We start from the raw sequence: 16,817 nt of genomic DNA on the forward strand, positions 1-16,817 counted from the left end.
GCGCGGGGCGATCGCCCCCAGTTCTCGCCTTCTGTTTAGGCTTTGAATAACTCAACATTTCGCGTAATAACTCAACATTTCGTGGCTCAACGGTGTGCAATCATCATGAATCATGGAGACACATCACAGCGCACCGTAAGTTGTTAATAAAATGCAAAACTCTCAGCAACCGACCGTAATCATAACCGGAGCCTCTTCGGGAGTGGGGCTATACGCTACCAAAGCCCTGGCCCAGCGTGGATGGCATGTGGTCATGGCCTGTCGAGATCTAGCCAAAGCCGAAGCCGCTGCACAGTCCGTCGGCATTCCCAAAGATCACTACACGCTACTGCACATCGATCTGGGATCGCTCGACAGCGTTCGCAAGTTTGTGGATGACTTTCACGCCACCGGGCGATCGCTCGATGCGCTAGTCTGCAACGCCGCTGTTTATATGCCCCTGCTCAAGGAGCCGCTCCGTAGCCCAGAGGGGTATGAACTCAGCGTTGCTACCAACCATTTTGGGCACTTCCTGCTGTGCAATCTGCTATTAGGCGACCTCAAGGATTCCCCCGCCGCGGACAAGCGCTTGGTCATTTTGGGAACCGTCACTGCCAACTCCAAGGAACTGGGTGGCAAGATCCCCATTCCCGCGCCCGCCGACCTAGGCAACCTGGAAGGGCTAGAGGCCGGCTTCAAAGCGCCGGTTTCCATGATTGACGGCAAAAAGTTCAAGGCCGGCAAAGCCTACAAAGACAGCAAGCTCTGCAACATGATCACCGTGCGCGAGTTGCATCGCCGCTATCACGACACCACGGGCATTACCTTCAGTTCGCTCTACCCTGGCTGCGTCGCCGACACGCCGCTGTTCCGCAATAGCTACCCAATTTTCCAAAAAGTCTTCCCCTGGTTCCAAAAGAACATCACAGGCGGCTATGTCTCGCAAGAACTGGCGGGCGAGCGCGTGGCGCAGGTCGTAGCTGATCCGGCGTTCAAGCAGTCCGGAGTTCACTGGAGCTGGGGCAACCGTCAAAAGCAGGGGCGCGAGTCCTTTGTTCAAGAGCTGTCGGAAAAGGCCACAAACGATGCCCTGGGCGATCGCCTCTGGACGCTCAGCGCCAAACTCGTTGGGCTGTAGCGACCTGGCTATCCTGTATGCCAAACGATACTCCCTTTGCGTAAAAGTTCTCTGAGGACGTACATTGTTGCTCGATGTCGCCGCGCGTCTTTCGGCAGGCAAACTCCTCCTCGAACAGGTCGGCTCTTGCAATCGAATTAGGCTCTACAGTCTGAATAAAAGCTGTAGAGCCTGTTTTATGGTAATCGAAGTGTTGCACAACACCCAAAATCCCGATCCCTCGTGGCAAAATTTACCTGAATCAATCGGCGCAGCCAAGCGCTCGATATGAACAGAGTTTACATGCATCAGCAGAATAGTTTGATGCATTCTGCTATTCAGCACCCCATTCAGCAACCCGCTGAATTTGTTTTACACCGAGGCAAAAAGATGAGTCTTATCTTTGACGTTTTAAGCGCGATCAACAACCCCAACCAGCAAGCCAGCGTTAGTTCGCTGGGTTCCATTGTCAATACTGTCTCTCAACTTGCAGGGAACCAGGGTCTCAATCCTGCGACGACCCAGAGTGCCTTCTCTGTGGTGGGCAACCTAGCTCGTACTGCGCTGAAGCAGCAGCAAACCACCGCAGGGATGGGAGGCTTGGAAAGCATGATCGGTCAACTCGCGGGTAGTTCCGCTAGCGGTGCAGCGCTACAATCCCTGATTCCTGCCGGACTACAGCAACAGGCCATCCAGACTATTTCCTCTACAACTGGCATTAGCCCCACCATTGTCCAGGGAATGCTGCCAGGGCTGATTACGGCTGCGATGGGGATGCTGAACCTGGGCGCACCCAAACCTGGCACCCGTGGCGGCAACCCCCTGCTGGCTGCTTTCCTCGGTGGCGACGAAAAATCGACCGACCTCGGCGAAACACTGAAATTTGCCAGCCGTTTCCTGAATCCGCCTCGTTAGGTTTTAGCGTCTAGTTCCACGGGTTTGACAGTCAGCTTCCTGGAGATTTGCAACGCAAGAATCTTCAGGAAGTCTTTTTATGGGTTTGTTTTATCAGTAAGAAAAGGAGTGGAAAAATCGACAGGTTGCAGATCTGCTGAACCGACGGTTTTCTGGTCTGATAGCGTCTGACATCACTTCTCTAGATGACGCTACGAATGACATTTCTGGCAGCCCCACCAACGCCTGACTAGCAATCCAAAATCCAAAATCCAAAATCGAGCAGGACTTACGCACTTGCGATAAGCTCTTTGGGTTTTGGACGATTTATCGCGGGCTGCGCCCGCGAGAAATCGTCCAACTGCGTAAATCCTGTCGAGAATCAATTAGGATGTAACGCCTATGTCACCAAAAGTTCACGAATCCTTGCAGAAAGTTTCAGGAATTATACGGAGGTTCTGTGTAGTTTCCTCGTAGACGGACAACTGCTGAATGTCTGATGCAGCGGAACTTTTATGGATTCCGTATCGTCAGCTATCAGGGGTGCGCTGCTATTTCAGGTGAAAGAGAATTTTCCGTACTTTCAACCTGACACTACTTTGAGCTTTGAGAGACATTAGCAGGTGAAAAGGCGGATAACGCAGTTCTAACGGTACATCACACCCTGGCACTGACTGAAATACACCACGAGGATGTCATGAACATGCGCTCTTCTACAGGTCGGCAAGAAAAAGCGAACAATGCAGATCGGTCGCGCAAGAGTCTTAGCACGACTGCCCGGCCAACCCTTAGAGTGCAGAAGCGCTGGCAGCCCAGAGCGCGACGAGTAGACACGGCGATCGCCCCTCGTGCTGCGGCTCCCCTCAGCCACACCGAGTTGGAAACAGCGCTCCGCCAAGAAGCCCTCCAGGCTGCCCAGCGCGGCGATCATCAAGAGGCGATCGCCCTGTTCACCATTATTCTGGAGCAAAACCCCAGCAGCGCCCGTGACTATAACAATCGCGGCCTGGTTTACTTTCAAAGCGGGGACATGGAGCGGGCGATCGCCGACTACAATCAAGCGCTCGCGCTAGATTCCACCCTCGACAGCGTGTATAACAATCGTGCCAACTACTACGCCGCTCAGGGCAAGTTTCTAGAAGCCATCCTGGACTACGACGCAGCCCTTGATCTGAACCCAACTAACGTCCGCGCCTGGCTCAATCAGGGCATTACGCTGCGTGAGCTAGAAATGCACGATCGCGCTCTAGAATGCTTTGACTTTGCGCTGCGGCTGGGTCGTCTGGAAGCCCACATCTACGCCGAACGGGGCCGCACACATCACCTCTGGGGCGACTGGAACGCTGCCCTGGCAGACTATCAGCGAGCAAGTGAGCGGCTATTGCTGCCCAATACGGCCACGCCCGGTGGAGCCGCTCGACTGCGCCTTCAGATCGAAGTCTGGAGAGATGAACTGCTTGCGCCGCTGGAATCGGAGCCATAAGCCAAATCTGGCTTACCCAAATGCAGCCGAAAGCCAGATTGCTGCAAACGGTGAATTACTGCAAATAGCGCGAATAAAACTGCGAAACTGGCTCAAAATTATAGAAAACTCTCGGAACCTATCCTGAAGTCGCAAATATCAGGGTGAATACTACTACAGATACGCTACTCAAAATAGGCTACTCCAGAAGAACGTGGGTTAGATGGTGAACCAGGGCGCGAAGTCCAAGAACATAGCTAAACGCGCCAAACCCGCTGATCTGTCCAACTGCAACGGGTGCAATGTAGGAATGATGCCGAAAGGACTCTCGCCGATAGACGTTGCTTAGATGAACCTCGACCGTGGGCAGCGCTACAGCGGCGATCGCGTCTCGAATGGCAATGCTGGTGTGGGTATACGCTCCGGGATTAATCAGCAATCCATCCTGAACACCTATCGCCCCATGAATCGCATCGATCAAAGCGCCTTCATGGTTAGACTGAAACGACTCTAGCCGAACACCAAGCTGAACTGCTGCATCCTGCAATGACTGATTAATGCTATCGAGAGTCTCCCGTCCGTAAATCCCCGGCTCTCTGTGTCCCAGCAGGTTCAGATTTGGGCCATGCAAGACCAGGATGCTCAGATTGGACACAAAAAATTGCTAGAACTACAAATCAAACGCAATTACGCACAGGGCTTTCTAGGGCAATCGAACCTAAACAGCACGACTGCTAGAAGCATCAGGCTAAACAGATGTCTAGTACAAACCTATCTACTCACATTGCTTGTACTCGACCCAAAGACCATTGCCAACGTCAACAGATCTTCAGGGTCGAAACACACTGCTCGAAAGCAACTTAGCGGCGACGGCTGCGGTCATCGACTGGAATGGGAATAGGTTCTGGCTCTGGCTGAACGTCTGGACCCAGCAGCGCTTCCACTAGCTTGCGTGCCCACTCTTTAAGCTTTTCCAAAACCTTATCGATATAATCCATTGACTCAGACTGCTCCTTGATGCAGACCTAGATCGTAGTCTTGCTCGAGAGAATTCCAGACTGTTTGTTACGTCAGTTACAACGTATATTTACTATGACTCATCCAAGCGGAAGTTGACAAGGGCAGTGAACTCTAAGAGTGCAAATCTGACAGCCTCAGTTCAGAAGCCCAAAACTCAGACTGCGCCTGTCTACTCGGTCACAGAGCCGGAACAACAGAAGTGGAATCGTAAGCTGTTACATAAAATCATAACCAAATGGCCAGAATTATCAACCCTGAAACAGAGACCTACAGGTGCATGGATCTGCGTCTCTGCTCCAGAAAGGGGCTAGAGAGTTGGGGCGATCGCCCCTGATTCTGGCCACTGCCCAGCTTGTAGAGATGTCCGGCCCGCTGGCTACTCCAGTTCGCCTAGCTCAGCAGACTGCGGAACGCTAACCACATATCGATAGCCCGTTTCAGCCGAGCCCTGGATGTTGATCGTGCCCCCGTGTAGTTCTGCAAGCTGGCGGCTGAGCATCAGCCCTAGGCTCTGGCGGAGCATGTTCTGCGGGGGCAAGCCATCAGCAGTGTCGCTTTGAGAGAGCGCAGACTTTTGGGAGTCGCCTGCGGACCAGCCGTAGGACGACGCATGGGCTTGAGACAACTCGGCTGGGGCCAGCATTTGCCCTGTATAGAGGTCGGCGGCCGGGAGTCCTTCACCAAGCCAGGGATGCGAAGTCCACACAGTGATGGTCAGAGCAGACTGCTTACGAGAAATGTGAACCCGAATAATGCTCTCAGTGCTGGCAGATTGAATCACGCTGAACACCAGGTGATAGAGTATCTGACGCATTTTTTCTTTGTCGAGCATCCAAATGCGGTTGCCCGGTTCGACCGTCAGCCGAATTCGCTGTTCTCGCCGTTGCGCGACCTGTTGGAGGGTGCTAAACGCCTGTTGACACAGCATTTCTATGTCGATTGGTGCCAGGTTTAGGACGCAGTTTGTGTCGTTGAGTGCGCCCAGTTCTAGAATTTCATTGATTAGCGAGAGCAAAGTTTGACCGCTGTTGTGGACAATTGCCAGATACTCTTTCTGCTTTTCTGTCAGCGGGCCATAGATTTCACGGTTGAGGACGCTGGCCATGCCCAGGATTGACGTGAGGGGGGTGCGGAGTTCCTGAGCCATTTGGGCGATCAGATCTGCCTTGATCGAGGTGGTGGGCGACGCGGCGATCGCCCCTCTGGGGGCTTTCATCATGGGCTGGGGCGATCGCCGCAGCAGGTGGTTGCGCTCGTATTCGCTCATACTCCACCGGGCGACTAGCTCCAGCAGCTCCACCTCGCGAGTCGAAAAATCACGCGGCTGCAAGCTCAAGACAGCTAGCGTGCCGACGCACTGACCATTGGACGCGATCAGGGGAGCGCTGAGGTAGGCGCGAATGCCGTAATGCCGCACGAGCAGGCTGTCCGCAAAATCGGGATGGGCCGAAGCATCGTTCAGCACAAGAACCTGGCGGCTCTCAACGACATGACGACATAGCGCATCGGCGCGAGGAAGTTGGCGGGTTGTCGCCAGTTCGTTCATCAGCCCAATCCGCGATAGCCCAACCGCAGATTTGAACCACTGGCGCTGCTGATCCATCAGCCCAAGCACACAAATTCGAGCATCCAAAAGATGGGCGGCCGTTTGAGTCGCTTCTTCAAAAATCGGCACACTCTCAGCATCCATTAACCCAAGGTCGTTCAGGGTCTTAAGGCGCTGCTCTTCAATACTCTTTTCGACACTGTGCGCTGGCTCTCCATTCTGGGAGAACAAATCCTGATCTGGGCTAGGCATCGCGACCCTCTTCCTTAACATATCCTCTGGTTAGCCGTCTCTTTTAAGGATGCAAAAGTCTTCAATACACCTAGAGTTCCCTAACTTTAATTTCAACAAACATTGACAGAAATGAGACTTGCACTAGGCTCGTGCTAGCAATTTCTTTATCAACTACCAGGTTAAAAATGAGGATGAAACATCAAGAATAGTCGAAAAAAATGGAGCGATCGCCGCAAAAACACGCAGGACAAACCCCATTCAACGTCTCCACGGTTGCAATCAATTCCTCACAGTCTCTTTATCAAAAACGCGGGCAGACAGAAAAAACAGGATCATCCAAATATTTTTCTAATACAACCAAATTGCCCGGATGCGCTGGGAAACCGTGGATGAGCAGACCAGCGTTGGAAACCAGCAGGCGCGGTCTACTGTCTACTTCCCAATCAAGTCCACAGCACGTCCACAGCACGTCTACATCAAGTCTGCAGATGTCTCAGGAAGCGTCATTGGGGGTTCTGCGCTAGGAGGTTCGCCAGTAGGCTCTTTAGCCTCCCGGTTCCCTATTTTCAGTTCAGCAGCGTGATCCAAACTGGATCAGCTTGTTGTCCAGTTGCTCAACGTTCGTTCAGGTTTTTTATTCAGCACTGTGCGATCGCCCCCTCTGTGGCGGCGGAGGACGATGCTTCGGCACCAAGGCTGAGCAACGAGACGCGACTGAACTTGCGACTGAATTTTACTGAATTTTAGAGTGGGGCGGCGACAGATGAAACGTCTGGGCAGATTCTACATGCTCAACCCCGGGCACCCGACGAAGCGCAGGCAGGTCGCCAGAGGGGCAGGAACCCGTGACGATTCCCACCTGATCCATCACCTGATCAATCTTCATGCCGTGTTCTTGCAGGTCTTCGGCAACTTCCAGGAGGCGATCGAGGTGATCGTCTGCGACGGAAACGGTCACTTGAACATTTGCCATATTAGTTTTGATGGATAAAGAAAACGTCGAAACTTCATCTCAAAGACATCTCATCATCAAAGACATCTCATCTCAAAGACATCAAAGACATCTCATCTCAAAGACATCTCATCTCAAAGACATCTCATCTTGAGTAGATGATTTAGATTTTAGGGCGATCGCTTGCTCCCTTGTCTCTTCCTTCAGAAGAATACATCTGCTACTGGTGCGGTGAATTGACCCGCGTGCCATCCGGCAACCAGGCGATCGCCCGTGCCGCTTCCGGGAACGGACTGCGTCGCTGTCCCCAACTCCGGGCCGCCGCGCAAAACAAATCTAGCAGGGTATCGAGCAATCGATCCCACGGCTCCTGTCTTCTTATGGCATGGGGCGCGACGATTGGAAGTTCTTTGAGGAGCCACCGAGCCAGACGAGTTGCCGCGTCTTGCCAGGTCAGCGATCGCATCAGGGCTGAGCCATGTAGCTCATGCAGGTGGGCATCGGAACGGCCGTAGCGCTGCCACTGTTTCCAGAGCGCAGGCAGCGTAGCGCGATGCCGATGGCGGGCGATCGCCCCTTCTGCCAGGCGAAGTTCCCACTGCCCTGTCTGCAAAATTCGCCAGCACAAGTCTGCATCGCCGCCGCTGGTTAGATAGGGGCGAAACAGCCCAACGGCTTCGAGGGGCGATCGCCGCACGGCCAGGTTGGCCGTCTGTCCGTAGGGCAGAAATCTGTGAGCCAGCGTGTGTCGCTGCGACAGAAACTCTCGGCGGGCAGCGTACCGCTCCAGCCAAGTGGCAGGTTTCAGAGGCAGCACTTCTCCCGCCACCAGCCCGACCTGCGGCTCCGCAAAGGGCTGCACCAAATTCCGCAGCCAGTCTGGGTTCGGACGACAATCAACATCGGTGAAGGCAATGATCTCGCAGGGGGTGTCGCCCGACAGCGCTGCCACAATACCCGCATTGCGGGCGGCGTAGGCACTTTGAATGTCTGAAACAGTGAGCGGGCGCAGCGTCAGGCCGAGCGATTGGAACTGCATGGCGGCAGTTTGGAGTAAATCGGGCGTGCGATCGCCACTCCTGTTGTCGATCAAGACATATTGAATGCGTTCTCGTGGGTAGGTTTGCTGAGACAGACAGGACAATAGCTCAGGTAAATCTGCTGCTCCGTTCAGGATTGGAATCACCACTCCGACTCGCGGATATTGATCGAAAGATGGCTCCTCCCGCAAAAGTTCCACTTTTTTTCAGAAGTTTAAGGTGTCTAAAGTATTACGATACGGTGTGCAAGGGATTGTCAGAATATTTCACAAATTATGACTGAATTCTCTTTAAAAACTGAGAGAATGCCGAGGCGCATTGGTTACTCCTAATCCTTTGTGAGTCAGATCACAGGCTTTGTGTTTCGTTCAATACAGACTCAATAAAAAAACTAAAGCTTAAAAATTCTGACAACTTTTGGCGTTAAACTTTAGAGTATTAAGAGCATTAAATATTGGTCAATTGTCAGAAGTGTTGAACGCAATGTTAGCAGGGCAAGTTCATAGCTGAATCCAGTACAAAAGATCTATAATTCTGCCTGTAATGACCTACTTATTGCTTCCATTCTCAATAATCCGCCTCTTGAGAGTGCTTTTTGTAAAGTTTTACCATCAAGATTCAACACTTCTGGTCAATTGTTTAAGAATTACTTGTTTTTACAAGGTTTCTTTGGGATTCTCGTAAACCTATCTGTTCTTATATCTGTTCTTAGAAACTCCATATATTTCAGAAGGGGGAAAGGCGATGAATGCTATTTGTCGATGGAGTCCACAAAACAAAACAAGCTTCCGGGATTTGTGGTCACCTGTACGGTTCTCTCTGGTTGCCGCCAGCGTGCTGACGCTGGTGATAGGCGCTGCTAATCGGGCGATCGCCAATCCAGAGCTAGCCCCAAGCGCTACTGATGCTGACGATATTGAAGAGATCAACACCTCCATCACGCAGGACTATATGCCTGCAATCATCTACTTGCCCGATCCCAACACCCAAGAACTCGTGCCGCAATCGGTGCTGGTGACAGCCGATGAACCCGTAGCGGGTGCTGTCACCCAAATTGTCGAGTCCTATGAAGGGCAAGATGTTGGTATCACGGGCTACGAAGTCAACGTAAACGAAGCGGCAAAAGAAGCCGAAATCAACTTCGCAGTCAACAATCCTCGTGGCGGGCGAGCCTTTCAAAGCCTCAGCAGCGCCAATCAGTATTGCTTGTTTGAAGCCATTCGAGAAACCCTGTTGACTCAGCCTTCCTACGGAATTCAGCAGGTCATTTTTCAGGCCAATAGCGTTGACTTTGATATTTAGTCCCTGGTCTATGGAAGAACAACAGGCTTCACGGTGCTTTGTGTCGAGCAGTCAAGTGCTGAGATTCAGAATCCAGGGGCGATCGCCCTACTAAAGCTCCAGTTCAAGATTTACTTGACAGTTTATCCTTGCCTACATCTGCTAGGACATCTACTCTCACGTTTTCCCAAAATCCTCCTAGAGGGTGTTCTAAGAAACATTCATCAAGCGATACAGTAATTATGCAGTAGGAGTCATGCAGTTGTTATGCTGGTTTCGGTAGTTTGGCTCTAGGTGCATCCCCACCATTGAGAGGTACTGGTCATCTTGTCAGAGTCATCTGAGAACGAAAGAGATCAATTTTTTTACCCGATCGGGCGCTATCGGGGAGACTTCTCCCCTCAAAAACTAGCGTTCAATGCCAATCTTCAAGAGTTTGCCCAGCGTATTGGGATCATTTGCAGCCTGGAGACGGGCGGCAAAATTTCACCCGACGAAGCCTATGACCAGATCAAGGCTCTTTGGAAACAGCTCAAGGCTTCAAAATCAGCCCTGATTGACACGCTTCAAGACCGGCCTGAGTTGCCGCCTGAAGAGTAGCGATTGAGACAGGATGACTGTCTGGACGGGTTTAACGGTTAGGGCAGACGGACGTGTTGCCGCCTGAAGGGTAGCGATTGAGGCAAAATTAGGAAATTGATCTGCATTGCAAACTGGGCAGGACGTTTTGGGCAGGGCCAGGTTTGCGTGAAACCCGACTCTGCCCGGAGGCATCCTAACCCTTCTCGTTCCCGTCCTCTCAGCCCCTCACACCCTGGACACAGACGCTTGCCTGCCAGAGTTGATAAATTAGGCGCTCGATTGCAGCAGGCAATGCAATCAGAAAAACGCCTTCGTGAGCATAGGGACTGGACGACAGCCAGCTTCCGTAGAGTGTAATTTCAACCCAGTCTGCATCGGCCATAGCCAGGGCGATCGCCCCAGAGTGTTGCTTCAGCAGCTGTTGGAGTTGCGCCAACTGGGGCAAGTGAGCCGCCAGCAGAAAACTAGCGGAGTTTGGCGTGACGTGCAGCGTTTCGCCGCAGCGCAGGGCCAGCGTCACCCGTTGGGCGATCGCCGTTTCGATGGGCGTAGACAGAACCTCTATATAAACCTCGGCATCGGTATAGGTAAGCTTTAGCATGACAAACGCTGTTCCTTCAAAGAGATGCGGTTAGCGTGCGGAAGGTTCGAGTTCGCGGCAAGTGGCAAAAAAGTGGCAAAAAAGTGGCAAAAAAGAAACCCCGCTTCTGGCAGTCAGGAGCGGGGGACTAGGGAAACCAAGTCGCTTTGCCTTTAGGTGGATGACAGGATGACCCTGCACCTCCCGCTCAGATTGAGTTGTGTTGCAATTCGGCCCAAGATAGCCAGGGCAGCATTAAAAGATCCGAACTGAAATCCGGTGTGAAGCGCAGTGGGCAAGGGCGATCGCATTCCGATGGCGCAAACGGCTGCATCGAAATCGGGATTGGGTTTCGCGCCAGGGCGAACGAGCAAGCAATCCGAACGATCGAAACAAGAGGAGAGATCAATCCCTTGAACCCCAAAGCCCGTTCCATCGCCCTTGCGCCGCCCCAAATCGCAGCCCACCAGCAGCGCCGCGCCAAAATGCTGCCATCCTTCAAGCAGAAACAGCCCGACAAATTGCGCCCGTCCGTCTTGGAACGGGTCAATCCGCGTGCTGTAAAGGATGGACAGAGCGAGGCTTAACATGGGGGTTGCAAATACTGGAGTCGCAAATACTAGGGTTGCAAATACTGGAGTAGCAAAGGCGGGCAAAAGGGCTGCGAGAAAGCTGGAAAGCGCTGCGAAGCAGGAAGACGATAAAGTGAGAGGACTCAGGAACCAGAGGGGTAGAAACTGGGGCTGGTATGCAGAAGCGTGTGCTATGAGAAGAGAAAAAAGCGGCGACAAAATTACCAATATTACAGTTGTAGTATAGTCGCATTGCTTTGGCAAGCCAATAGCCGACGCTTTCTTTATCTGGCGACCTCACTCAAAATACGCAAGATTCCGGAGTGATTTACAAAACTTTGGATTTGTGATTCGGAACGATGGGGCTAAGCGTCGGGCGCGGCCATCAAACGAGAGACCTCGGCGTGCATCAGCGCGATCTCCGGATCTCGCTGAATCGCCCGAAAATAGCCCTTTTCTAGCTCTGTGCCAAATTCTGAAGGCTGCATTAGCACCCGTGCCCGGTTAAACAGTTCATCCACTTGCTCCATCGAGACGGGCTTTTTAGATAGCACCACATCATCAATTTGCACCACAAATTGCGAAATGGGGCGCAGCCAGCTAAACCAGCCGTCGTCCTCGATTACCAGCTTAAAAAACTCCGTATTTGAGCGAATCGGGCCGTGAAATTCCTCATAAATGCCGCGCTCCGATTCCAGTAGGGCTTTGTGAATCCGCAAAATCGCTAATCGAAGCTGACGAAGCCGTTGCAATTCAGACTCAAGGGAAGGGCGAGAAGAAGACATCAGAAGTTAACCACGGAAACCGAATCACAAACCAGGATGCAGTGCCTAGACGATGGAGCGACCTGTCAAGACAACTTCACCCTTCATCCCATCATCGCATCCTCTCCGATTCCCAAGACCCAATCTTTGATCAGCGCGTTTACCTGTTCCGGCACTTCGTCATGGGGACAATGCCCCGCATTCAGGTAATGCTCTGTCAGGTTGGGATAATGTTGGCGGAAGCGGGCCCCCCGGCTGCGGGCATTCATCCACGGATCGCCCTCACCCCATAGCATCAGCAATGGACACTGCATTTGGCTTAGCAGCACGTCATTTTTTTCGCCACGAGGAGACTTGAACACAGCGGCGAATACGGCGGGTGCGCCCGGATCGCAAGAGGGGCGATAGATGTCCTCAACCAACTGGTCGGTGACGGCGCTGCGGTCGAGATAGACCTTTTCCAGGGTTTTGCGAATGACGGATTTTTGCCGGACGTATTGAAACAGCAGAAAACTGGGGAGCGGCTGCAACAAGAGCGATCGCACGATGTCTCCCAACCACTGCTGTACCAGGTTGGGCTGGGTCGTTTGCGCTGTTTCGGTAAAGGCTCCAGCGCAGTTCAACAGCACCAGCCCGGCGGCGGATTGTGACCGCTGCGCCGCCACACACAGCGACGCATAGCCGCCCAGCGAGTTGCCCGCCAGCACTACAGGTCGCCGAATTACCTCGATAATAAAGTCGTGCAACTGGTCGCGCCAGAGGTCGCCGCTGTAGACGATATCCGGCTTTTGCGATCGCCCAAAGCCCAGCAGATCGATCGCCCACACTTCAAAGTCGGCGCTTAGCCCAGCCACATTCTTGCGCCAGTGGTCTGTAGACGCGCCAAAGCCATGCACCAGCAGCAAGGGCGGGCGATTCGCCAGGCCATCCCTGTGGGAATCGCCCCGTCGTTCTCCTGCGCGGACGTAGTAAATGGAATAGCCGCGCCAGTTCCAGTAGGCTCCCACCGCAGGGGCGATCGCAGTTTGCATGAGACCCATGTGTAAAGGAATGTAAACATTCTAGCGTTACCCCTGGGTTGACTCAAGCACGGTGGAGGGGACGGAGAGCAGCGCTGCACCGACCCCTGACGCCTATTCCGCTGGAGCAATCGGCGTGAGGACGATTTCCTCTTCGGATTCGCCCAGTTCCAGCACCTCCAGCAGTTCCATCCAGGCGTTTAGCACGTCGAGATTGTCGGGATCTTCGCGGCGCAAGTTGCCCAAAAGGGTCAGCGCGTCGTACCAGATGCCGTTCTCTGCGTACAGGGCTGCCCGGTCGAGCGGCGAGGCGCGGTCGATTTCGCTGGTGAGTTCGGCATCCAGCGCAGTCCGCTGAATCCAGCCTTCTACGAATACAACCTCGCCGCCGCAGCGAGTCTGGAAGTTCCACCGATACATGCGCCCGATTTCCAGGGCTGGCGCAGTTTCGGGGAGGGAAATTCCGATAATGCCGGGTTGATTGCTCAGAACAATGTCTTGTTTTCGGTAAATAATGCGGCGCTGATCGTCAAACAGCACAAATTCCGCTGGCTCATCGCTGGTCAGGGCGTAGGGAACGTAGAACCAGAAGGTGGGATGGGCGGCGGCAGTGAGGGCCCAGACGCTGGTGTACTCTCTGCCGTTGCGCCCAACCTCACGAGTGGACGGAACCAGGGCCGCTAGGGACTGGCATAGGGGCAGGTCGCCGCCACCTCGGCTGGCTCCGCCAAAGGGTCGCCCAGCGGGTGCGCCTGCTTCGGGCGGCAGCGGGGCCCGATAGCGATGACCACCGCCCCCGATTGCCCGGTCTGCACCAGGTGCGTCGCCAGCCGATTCATAGCGCTGCGCCACGGCCGGAGCAGCGGACAAAACCAGAACCGCAGCAGCAATCGCCGCAGACTTTAACCAAAACTTAGATGCATTCATGTCGGTGACCTCAACTCAAGGGGGCTAGTGGGGAGGCACGCAAATACAGGGGTTTGGGGGATGTGCAACCTCGCTAGAGGCTCCTGATTCTTCCCACAATATTCACTTCAGGAAATCTCTGCTCTTTTACGCAGCAAGACGAAAAGAGCGGGCTGGAGTTTCCTGACACTGGGTTTGGAGTCTTGGGAAGACTGGACTTTGCAGCCCTTTATTTGAACCGCTGACCGCGAGTCATGATCAGGATGAGATTGACGAAAAACAGGAGCGTCAGTTGCACTAGACGGTAGCGGTAGATCGTGACCAGGATGGCGCTGAGGCCAAAGGTCAAAACGGCCGGAACCAGCGGTATCCAGCCGCCCCAGAGAATTAGAATTCCCTGAGCGATCGCCCCCAACAGCAGCAGCCCCAGGGCGATCGCCCCTAATAACCGCCAGGGCGCTTTGAACAGCAGCACCAGCAGCCCGCCCAGCGCCGCCCACCCTCCAATCCACAGCATTTCTAGCCCGTGGGGCAACGTCCACAGCAGCGGCCGCTCGTTGAAAGCGGCACTAAGCAACTGGCTGGTCATCTGAGCCTGCACCAGTACCCCGTCCATTGTGGAAGCGATGGGCGTTCTCCAGATATCGGTCGATTGCTGCGGATCATGCGGAATGTATCCAACGATAACCACGCGATCCTGAAACAGATCCGGCTGCACGCGCTCACTCAGCACATCGCTGATTTTCACCTGCCTAAATGGACTGTCGTACAGCGGGCGCACGGTGCGGTAGTTGAGCAAGACCTGCGCCCCGCGATAGTCAAAATTGGGGGCTTTATAGCCGCCCGATCGCCGTCGCAAGAGCGGATAGGTGCGATCGCCCAGCTTCAGCACCTCCGGCGTAATTTCTACGGGAATCTGCTCGGCTTCTAGATACCGACTGGCAAGCAGCGTGCTGAATGCAAAGTCGGGTAGGCAGCCTGTTTCGTCCGACAGTTCTTCGCGCATGGCCAGCAGGTGGCGGCGCACCATTCCAGGCTGGGACTGCGGCTGGCTCGATGGGGATACGGCAGCACTCGCAACTGGACGGGGGGCGATTCCCCCAGGGATCGCTTCGCGAATCGCCCGCGCTTCTGCATTGATCTGGTGAACCTTCCGCTCTTTTTTGTCCTCAACAAAATCTGAAAACCCCAGCCGAGTTGCCGCAATGTCTGCTGGGGGAGCAATGCCGCCCTCGCCCCGCACGGGCACTTTGCAAACGCCGATGACCTTTGGATTTTCGCGAAACTGCTGAGCCAGCGACGCAGCTTCGGGTTTGATCGGCAGGTCACGATATAGGTCGATGCCGATTAACCGGGCACCGCTCTTGTCCAAGATTTCAATCAGGCGGTTCAGGTTCGCGTTCGATACCGAATACCAGTAGGGGCCAGACTGCTGCCCAAGGTCTTGCCGCTCTTGTTCGTCAATCGTGACAATCAGCAGGCGCGGGTCTTGTTCTTGCTCGGCGGGGCGCAGGCGCAGCATCTGGTCGTAGGTGGCGAGTTCGACAGGTTGCAGCCAGCCGAGCGATCGCCCCCCGATGACCACTCCTGCTGCCAACGCGCTAAGGGCGATCGCCATTGGTACGCGGCGCAGCCCCCGGCGCAGGCGGCGCTGCCAGACTTCGCGGCGATGCAGGCGGCGGCGGTGCAGGCGAGTAGCGGCGGCAGGAGGGGGACTGGGCGACTCTGCGGGTTTGGACAATCGCCCTAGGAGGGACTGCCAGGTGGGCGGGCGCTCTGCCGGGTTTTGGCAAATGACGGGCAGCCAGGTGGCGCAGAGAAACTCGTTTTCCAAGACCTGGAGTTGCTCTCGCGCCCGCCGCACCGAGAGATAGAGCGACTCGCCCCGCACAAACGTTCGCAGGAAACTGGTGAGAAATTCCTGCGCCACCCGGTCGGGCACAGGTTCCCGCATCACCACCATTTGGGGAATGTGCAGGTCGGCTAGGGCGCGGGCCAGCCCCAGCCCATCGCAGGAGTTGAAAATCGCCAGCTTGAGTCCCTGGGTGGCGGCGTTTCGCAGGGCATAATGCAACTCTTCAATCGTCAGGGAATCGCTGGGGTTGATGGCGATGCGCCCGGTGTCGCCGCCTGCTGGGTCTGTGGCCAGTTCGGTGGAACTGTGCCCCGCAAAAAACAGAATGTCCCACGGCTGATCCCAGAGGCGATCGCTCAGTTCTTTGCGGTCGGGTTCTACCAGAAAGGTCACGTCGGCCTGGGGTGACAGGTGCATCAGCAGCGTGCGATCGCCCTGCACGTCGATGCCCGCGCTGTTGCCCAAAATCGCCAAAATTCGTACCTTGCCCTTGGGCTTGGGCGGTTGCATCACCCGCTGATAGGTGGGGGCGCTGAGGGCAATTTCCAGGTGGGAATGCTGCTCAAATAGCTCTAGCAGATGCCACGGCAGCCGTTGCAGCAGCCGATCTTCCGTCTGCACAATCAGCCGCACGGTGTCAGTCGGCGACAGCGCTGCAAACCAAGTTTCGCGCACCCGCCGAAAGGATTCTGCCCGTAGCCACTCATTCAGGCGATCGCGCAATAGCCGGGCCGCCTGCTGACACGCCGCTCGACTCGCCGACCGCGACACATTTTTGATTTGATGGTCGGGCGCATTCAGCCGTGTGGCAATGCCCAACTGTCGATAGGCCATTTGCCATTGTTGATATAACGCCACCACCTCCGGCGCGGGCGGCAGTTTCCCCACCACCTCGGTTGTCAGTTGCATCGCCAGCCCTGAGGCCGCGTCTGTCTCTTCGCCGACCTGGAGCGTCGCCGGAAACCCCTGCTCAAAGCTGCCTTCACCAAATCGCAGCGTTACTAATTTGTCCAC

17 protein-coding genes are annotated in these 16,817 nt (G+C 54.6%); 6 read left to right on the top strand and 11 right to left on the bottom strand.

Annotation, left to right across the window (positions count from 1 at the left end):
* Positions 1-151 precede the first annotated feature (151 nt).
* The 3 genes from HPC62_RS00690 (at position 152) to HPC62_RS00700 (ending at position 3,473) form a co-directional block, all read left to right on the top strand.
* Complete coding sequence (locus HPC62_RS00690; protein ID WP_172353311.1) at positions 152-1,117, top strand: protochlorophyllide reductase; 966 nt, start codon at positions 152-154, stop codon at positions 1,115-1,117.
* A 369-nt stretch (positions 1,118-1,486) separates the two neighbouring features.
* Entirely contained in the window at positions 1,487-2,011 is a 525-nt protein-coding gene (locus HPC62_RS00695) for a DUF937 domain-containing protein (protein WP_172353312.1), read from the top strand.
* 682 nt (positions 2,012-2,693) lie between these two features.
* Positions 2,694-3,473: a tetratricopeptide repeat protein gene (locus HPC62_RS00700; RefSeq protein WP_172353313.1), complete on the top strand. Its 780-nt coding sequence runs from the start codon at positions 2,694-2,696 to the stop codon at positions 3,471-3,473.
* Between the two features lie 178 nt (positions 3,474-3,651).
* Here HPC62_RS00700 and aroQ read toward each other — a convergent pair whose 3' ends face one another.
* The 5 genes from aroQ to HPC62_RS00725 all read right to left on the bottom strand — a co-directional run bounded on the left by aroQ (position 3,652) and on the right by HPC62_RS00725 (position 8,393).
* The gene (gene aroQ / locus HPC62_RS00705; RefSeq protein WP_172353314.1) at positions 3,652-4,107 is read right to left on the bottom strand and encodes a type II 3-dehydroquinate dehydratase; all 456 of its coding nucleotides are present in this window, start codon (positions 4,105-4,107) and stop codon (positions 3,652-3,654) included.
* 205 nt (positions 4,108-4,312) lie between these two features.
* Entirely contained in the window at positions 4,313-4,450 is a 138-nt protein-coding gene (locus tag HPC62_RS00710; protein ID WP_172353315.1) for a hypothetical protein, read from the bottom strand.
* Positions 4,451-4,848: 398 nt separating this feature from the next.
* A complete protein-coding gene (locus HPC62_RS00715; RefSeq protein WP_228721681.1) occupies positions 4,849-6,162 on the bottom strand; it encodes a GAF domain-containing sensor histidine kinase in 1,314 nt (437 codons plus the stop codon).
* An 823-nt stretch (positions 6,163-6,985) separates the two neighbouring features.
* Complete coding sequence (locus HPC62_RS00720; RefSeq protein WP_172353317.1) at positions 6,986-7,225, bottom strand: ketohydroxyglutarate aldolase; 240 nt, start codon at positions 7,223-7,225, stop codon at positions 6,986-6,988.
* 199 nt (positions 7,226-7,424) lie between these two features.
* On the bottom strand, positions 7,425-8,393 hold the full coding sequence (locus HPC62_RS00725) for a glycosyltransferase (protein WP_255548885.1): 969 nt from the start codon (positions 8,391-8,393) through the stop codon (positions 7,425-7,427).
* A 595-nt stretch (positions 8,394-8,988) separates the two neighbouring features.
* Between HPC62_RS00725 and HPC62_RS00730 the strand changes: the two genes are divergently transcribed.
* Positions 8,989-9,546: a hypothetical protein gene (locus HPC62_RS00730; RefSeq protein ID WP_172353319.1), complete on the top strand. Its 558-nt coding sequence runs from the start codon at positions 8,989-8,991 to the stop codon at positions 9,544-9,546.
* Between the two features lie 306 nt (positions 9,547-9,852).
* Positions 9,853-10,125: a DUF7219 family protein gene (locus HPC62_RS00735; protein ID WP_172353320.1), complete on the top strand. Its 273-nt coding sequence runs from the start codon at positions 9,853-9,855 to the stop codon at positions 10,123-10,125.
* 199 nt (positions 10,126-10,324) lie between these two features.
* Here HPC62_RS00735 and HPC62_RS00740 read toward each other — a convergent pair whose 3' ends face one another.
* Both HPC62_RS00740 and HPC62_RS00745 read right to left on the bottom strand, forming a co-directional pair.
* Positions 10,325-10,708 carry an alr0857 family protein gene (locus HPC62_RS00740; protein WP_172353321.1) on the bottom strand — a complete coding sequence of 128 codons (384 nt, stop codon included), beginning with the start codon at positions 10,706-10,708 and terminating at the stop codon, positions 10,325-10,327.
* Between the two features lie 152 nt (positions 10,709-10,860).
* Positions 10,861-11,277, bottom strand: coding sequence for a hypothetical protein (locus HPC62_RS00745; RefSeq protein WP_172353322.1), 417 nt, complete (start codon positions 11,275-11,277; stop codon positions 10,861-10,863).
* Between HPC62_RS00745 and HPC62_RS22960 the strand changes: the two genes are divergently transcribed.
* Positions 11,276-11,506 carry a hypothetical protein gene (locus HPC62_RS22960; protein ID WP_216655311.1) on the top strand — a complete coding sequence of 77 codons (231 nt, stop codon included), beginning with the start codon at positions 11,276-11,278 and terminating at the stop codon, positions 11,504-11,506. The two genes, HPC62_RS00745 and HPC62_RS22960, sit on opposite strands and share 2 nt — an antisense overlap.
* Before the next feature lie 118 nt (positions 11,507-11,624).
* Here HPC62_RS22960 and HPC62_RS00750 read toward each other — a convergent pair whose 3' ends face one another.
* From HPC62_RS00750 to HPC62_RS00765, 4 genes are all read right to left on the bottom strand, one after another.
* Complete coding sequence (locus HPC62_RS00750) at positions 11,625-12,044, bottom strand: hypothetical protein (protein ID WP_172353323.1); 420 nt, start codon at positions 12,042-12,044, stop codon at positions 11,625-11,627.
* Positions 12,045-12,127: 83 nt separating this feature from the next.
* Entirely contained in the window at positions 12,128-13,054 is a 927-nt protein-coding gene (locus HPC62_RS00755) for an alpha/beta fold hydrolase (protein ID WP_172358701.1), read from the bottom strand.
* A gap of 102 nt (positions 13,055-13,156) precedes the next feature.
* A complete protein-coding gene (locus HPC62_RS00760; protein ID WP_172353324.1) occupies positions 13,157-13,969 on the bottom strand; it encodes a DUF928 domain-containing protein in 813 nt (270 codons plus the stop codon).
* A gap of 208 nt (positions 13,970-14,177) precedes the next feature.
* The gene (locus HPC62_RS00765) at positions 14,178-16,817 is read right to left on the bottom strand and encodes a CHASE2 domain-containing protein (RefSeq protein ID WP_172353325.1); all 2,640 of its coding nucleotides are present in this window, start codon (positions 16,815-16,817) and stop codon (positions 14,178-14,180) included.

The organism is Thermoleptolyngbya sichuanensis A183 (assembly GCF_013177315.1).
Classification (GTDB): Bacteria; Cyanobacteriota; Cyanobacteriia; order Elainellales; family Elainellaceae; genus Thermoleptolyngbya; species Thermoleptolyngbya sichuanensis.

Coding starts and splice junctions, on each gene's coding strand:
- HPC62_RS00690 (WP_172353311.1), top strand. CDS start 152: ATGCAAAACTCTCAGCAACCGACCGTAATCATAACCGGAGCCTCTTCG.
- HPC62_RS00695 (WP_172353312.1), top strand. CDS start 1,487: ATGAGTCTTATCTTTGACGTTTTAAGCGCGATCAACAACCCCAACCAG.
- HPC62_RS00700 (WP_172353313.1), top strand. CDS start 2,694: ATGCGCTCTTCTACAGGTCGGCAAGAAAAAGCGAACAATGCAGATCGG.
- HPC62_RS00710 (WP_172353315.1), bottom strand. CDS start 4,450: ATGGATTATATCGATAAGGTTTTGGAAAAGCTTAAAGAGTGGGCACGC.
- HPC62_RS00715 (WP_228721681.1), bottom strand. CDS start 6,162: ATGGATGCTGAGAGTGTGCCGATTTTTGAAGAAGCGACTCAAACGGCC.
- HPC62_RS00720 (WP_172353317.1), bottom strand. CDS start 7,225: ATGGCAAATGTTCAAGTGACCGTTTCCGTCGCAGACGATCACCTCGAT.
- HPC62_RS00730 (WP_172353319.1), top strand. CDS start 8,989: ATGAATGCTATTTGTCGATGGAGTCCACAAAACAAAACAAGCTTCCGG.
- HPC62_RS00740 (WP_172353321.1), bottom strand. CDS start 10,708: ATGCTAAAGCTTACCTATACCGATGCCGAGGTTTATATAGAGGTTCTG.
- HPC62_RS22960 (WP_216655311.1), top strand. CDS start 11,276: ATGGGGGTTGCAAATACTGGAGTCGCAAATACTAGGGTTGCAAATACT.
- HPC62_RS00745 (WP_172353322.1), bottom strand. CDS start 11,277: ATGTTAAGCCTCGCTCTGTCCATCCTTTACAGCACGCGGATTGACCCG.
- HPC62_RS00750 (WP_172353323.1), bottom strand. CDS start 12,044: ATGTCTTCTTCTCGCCCTTCCCTTGAGTCTGAATTGCAACGGCTTCGT.
- HPC62_RS00755 (WP_172358701.1), bottom strand. CDS start 13,054: ATGCAAACTGCGATCGCCCCTGCGGTGGGAGCCTACTGGAACTGGCGC.
- HPC62_RS00760 (WP_172353324.1), bottom strand. CDS start 13,969: ATGAATGCATCTAAGTTTTGGTTAAAGTCTGCGGCGATTGCTGCTGCG.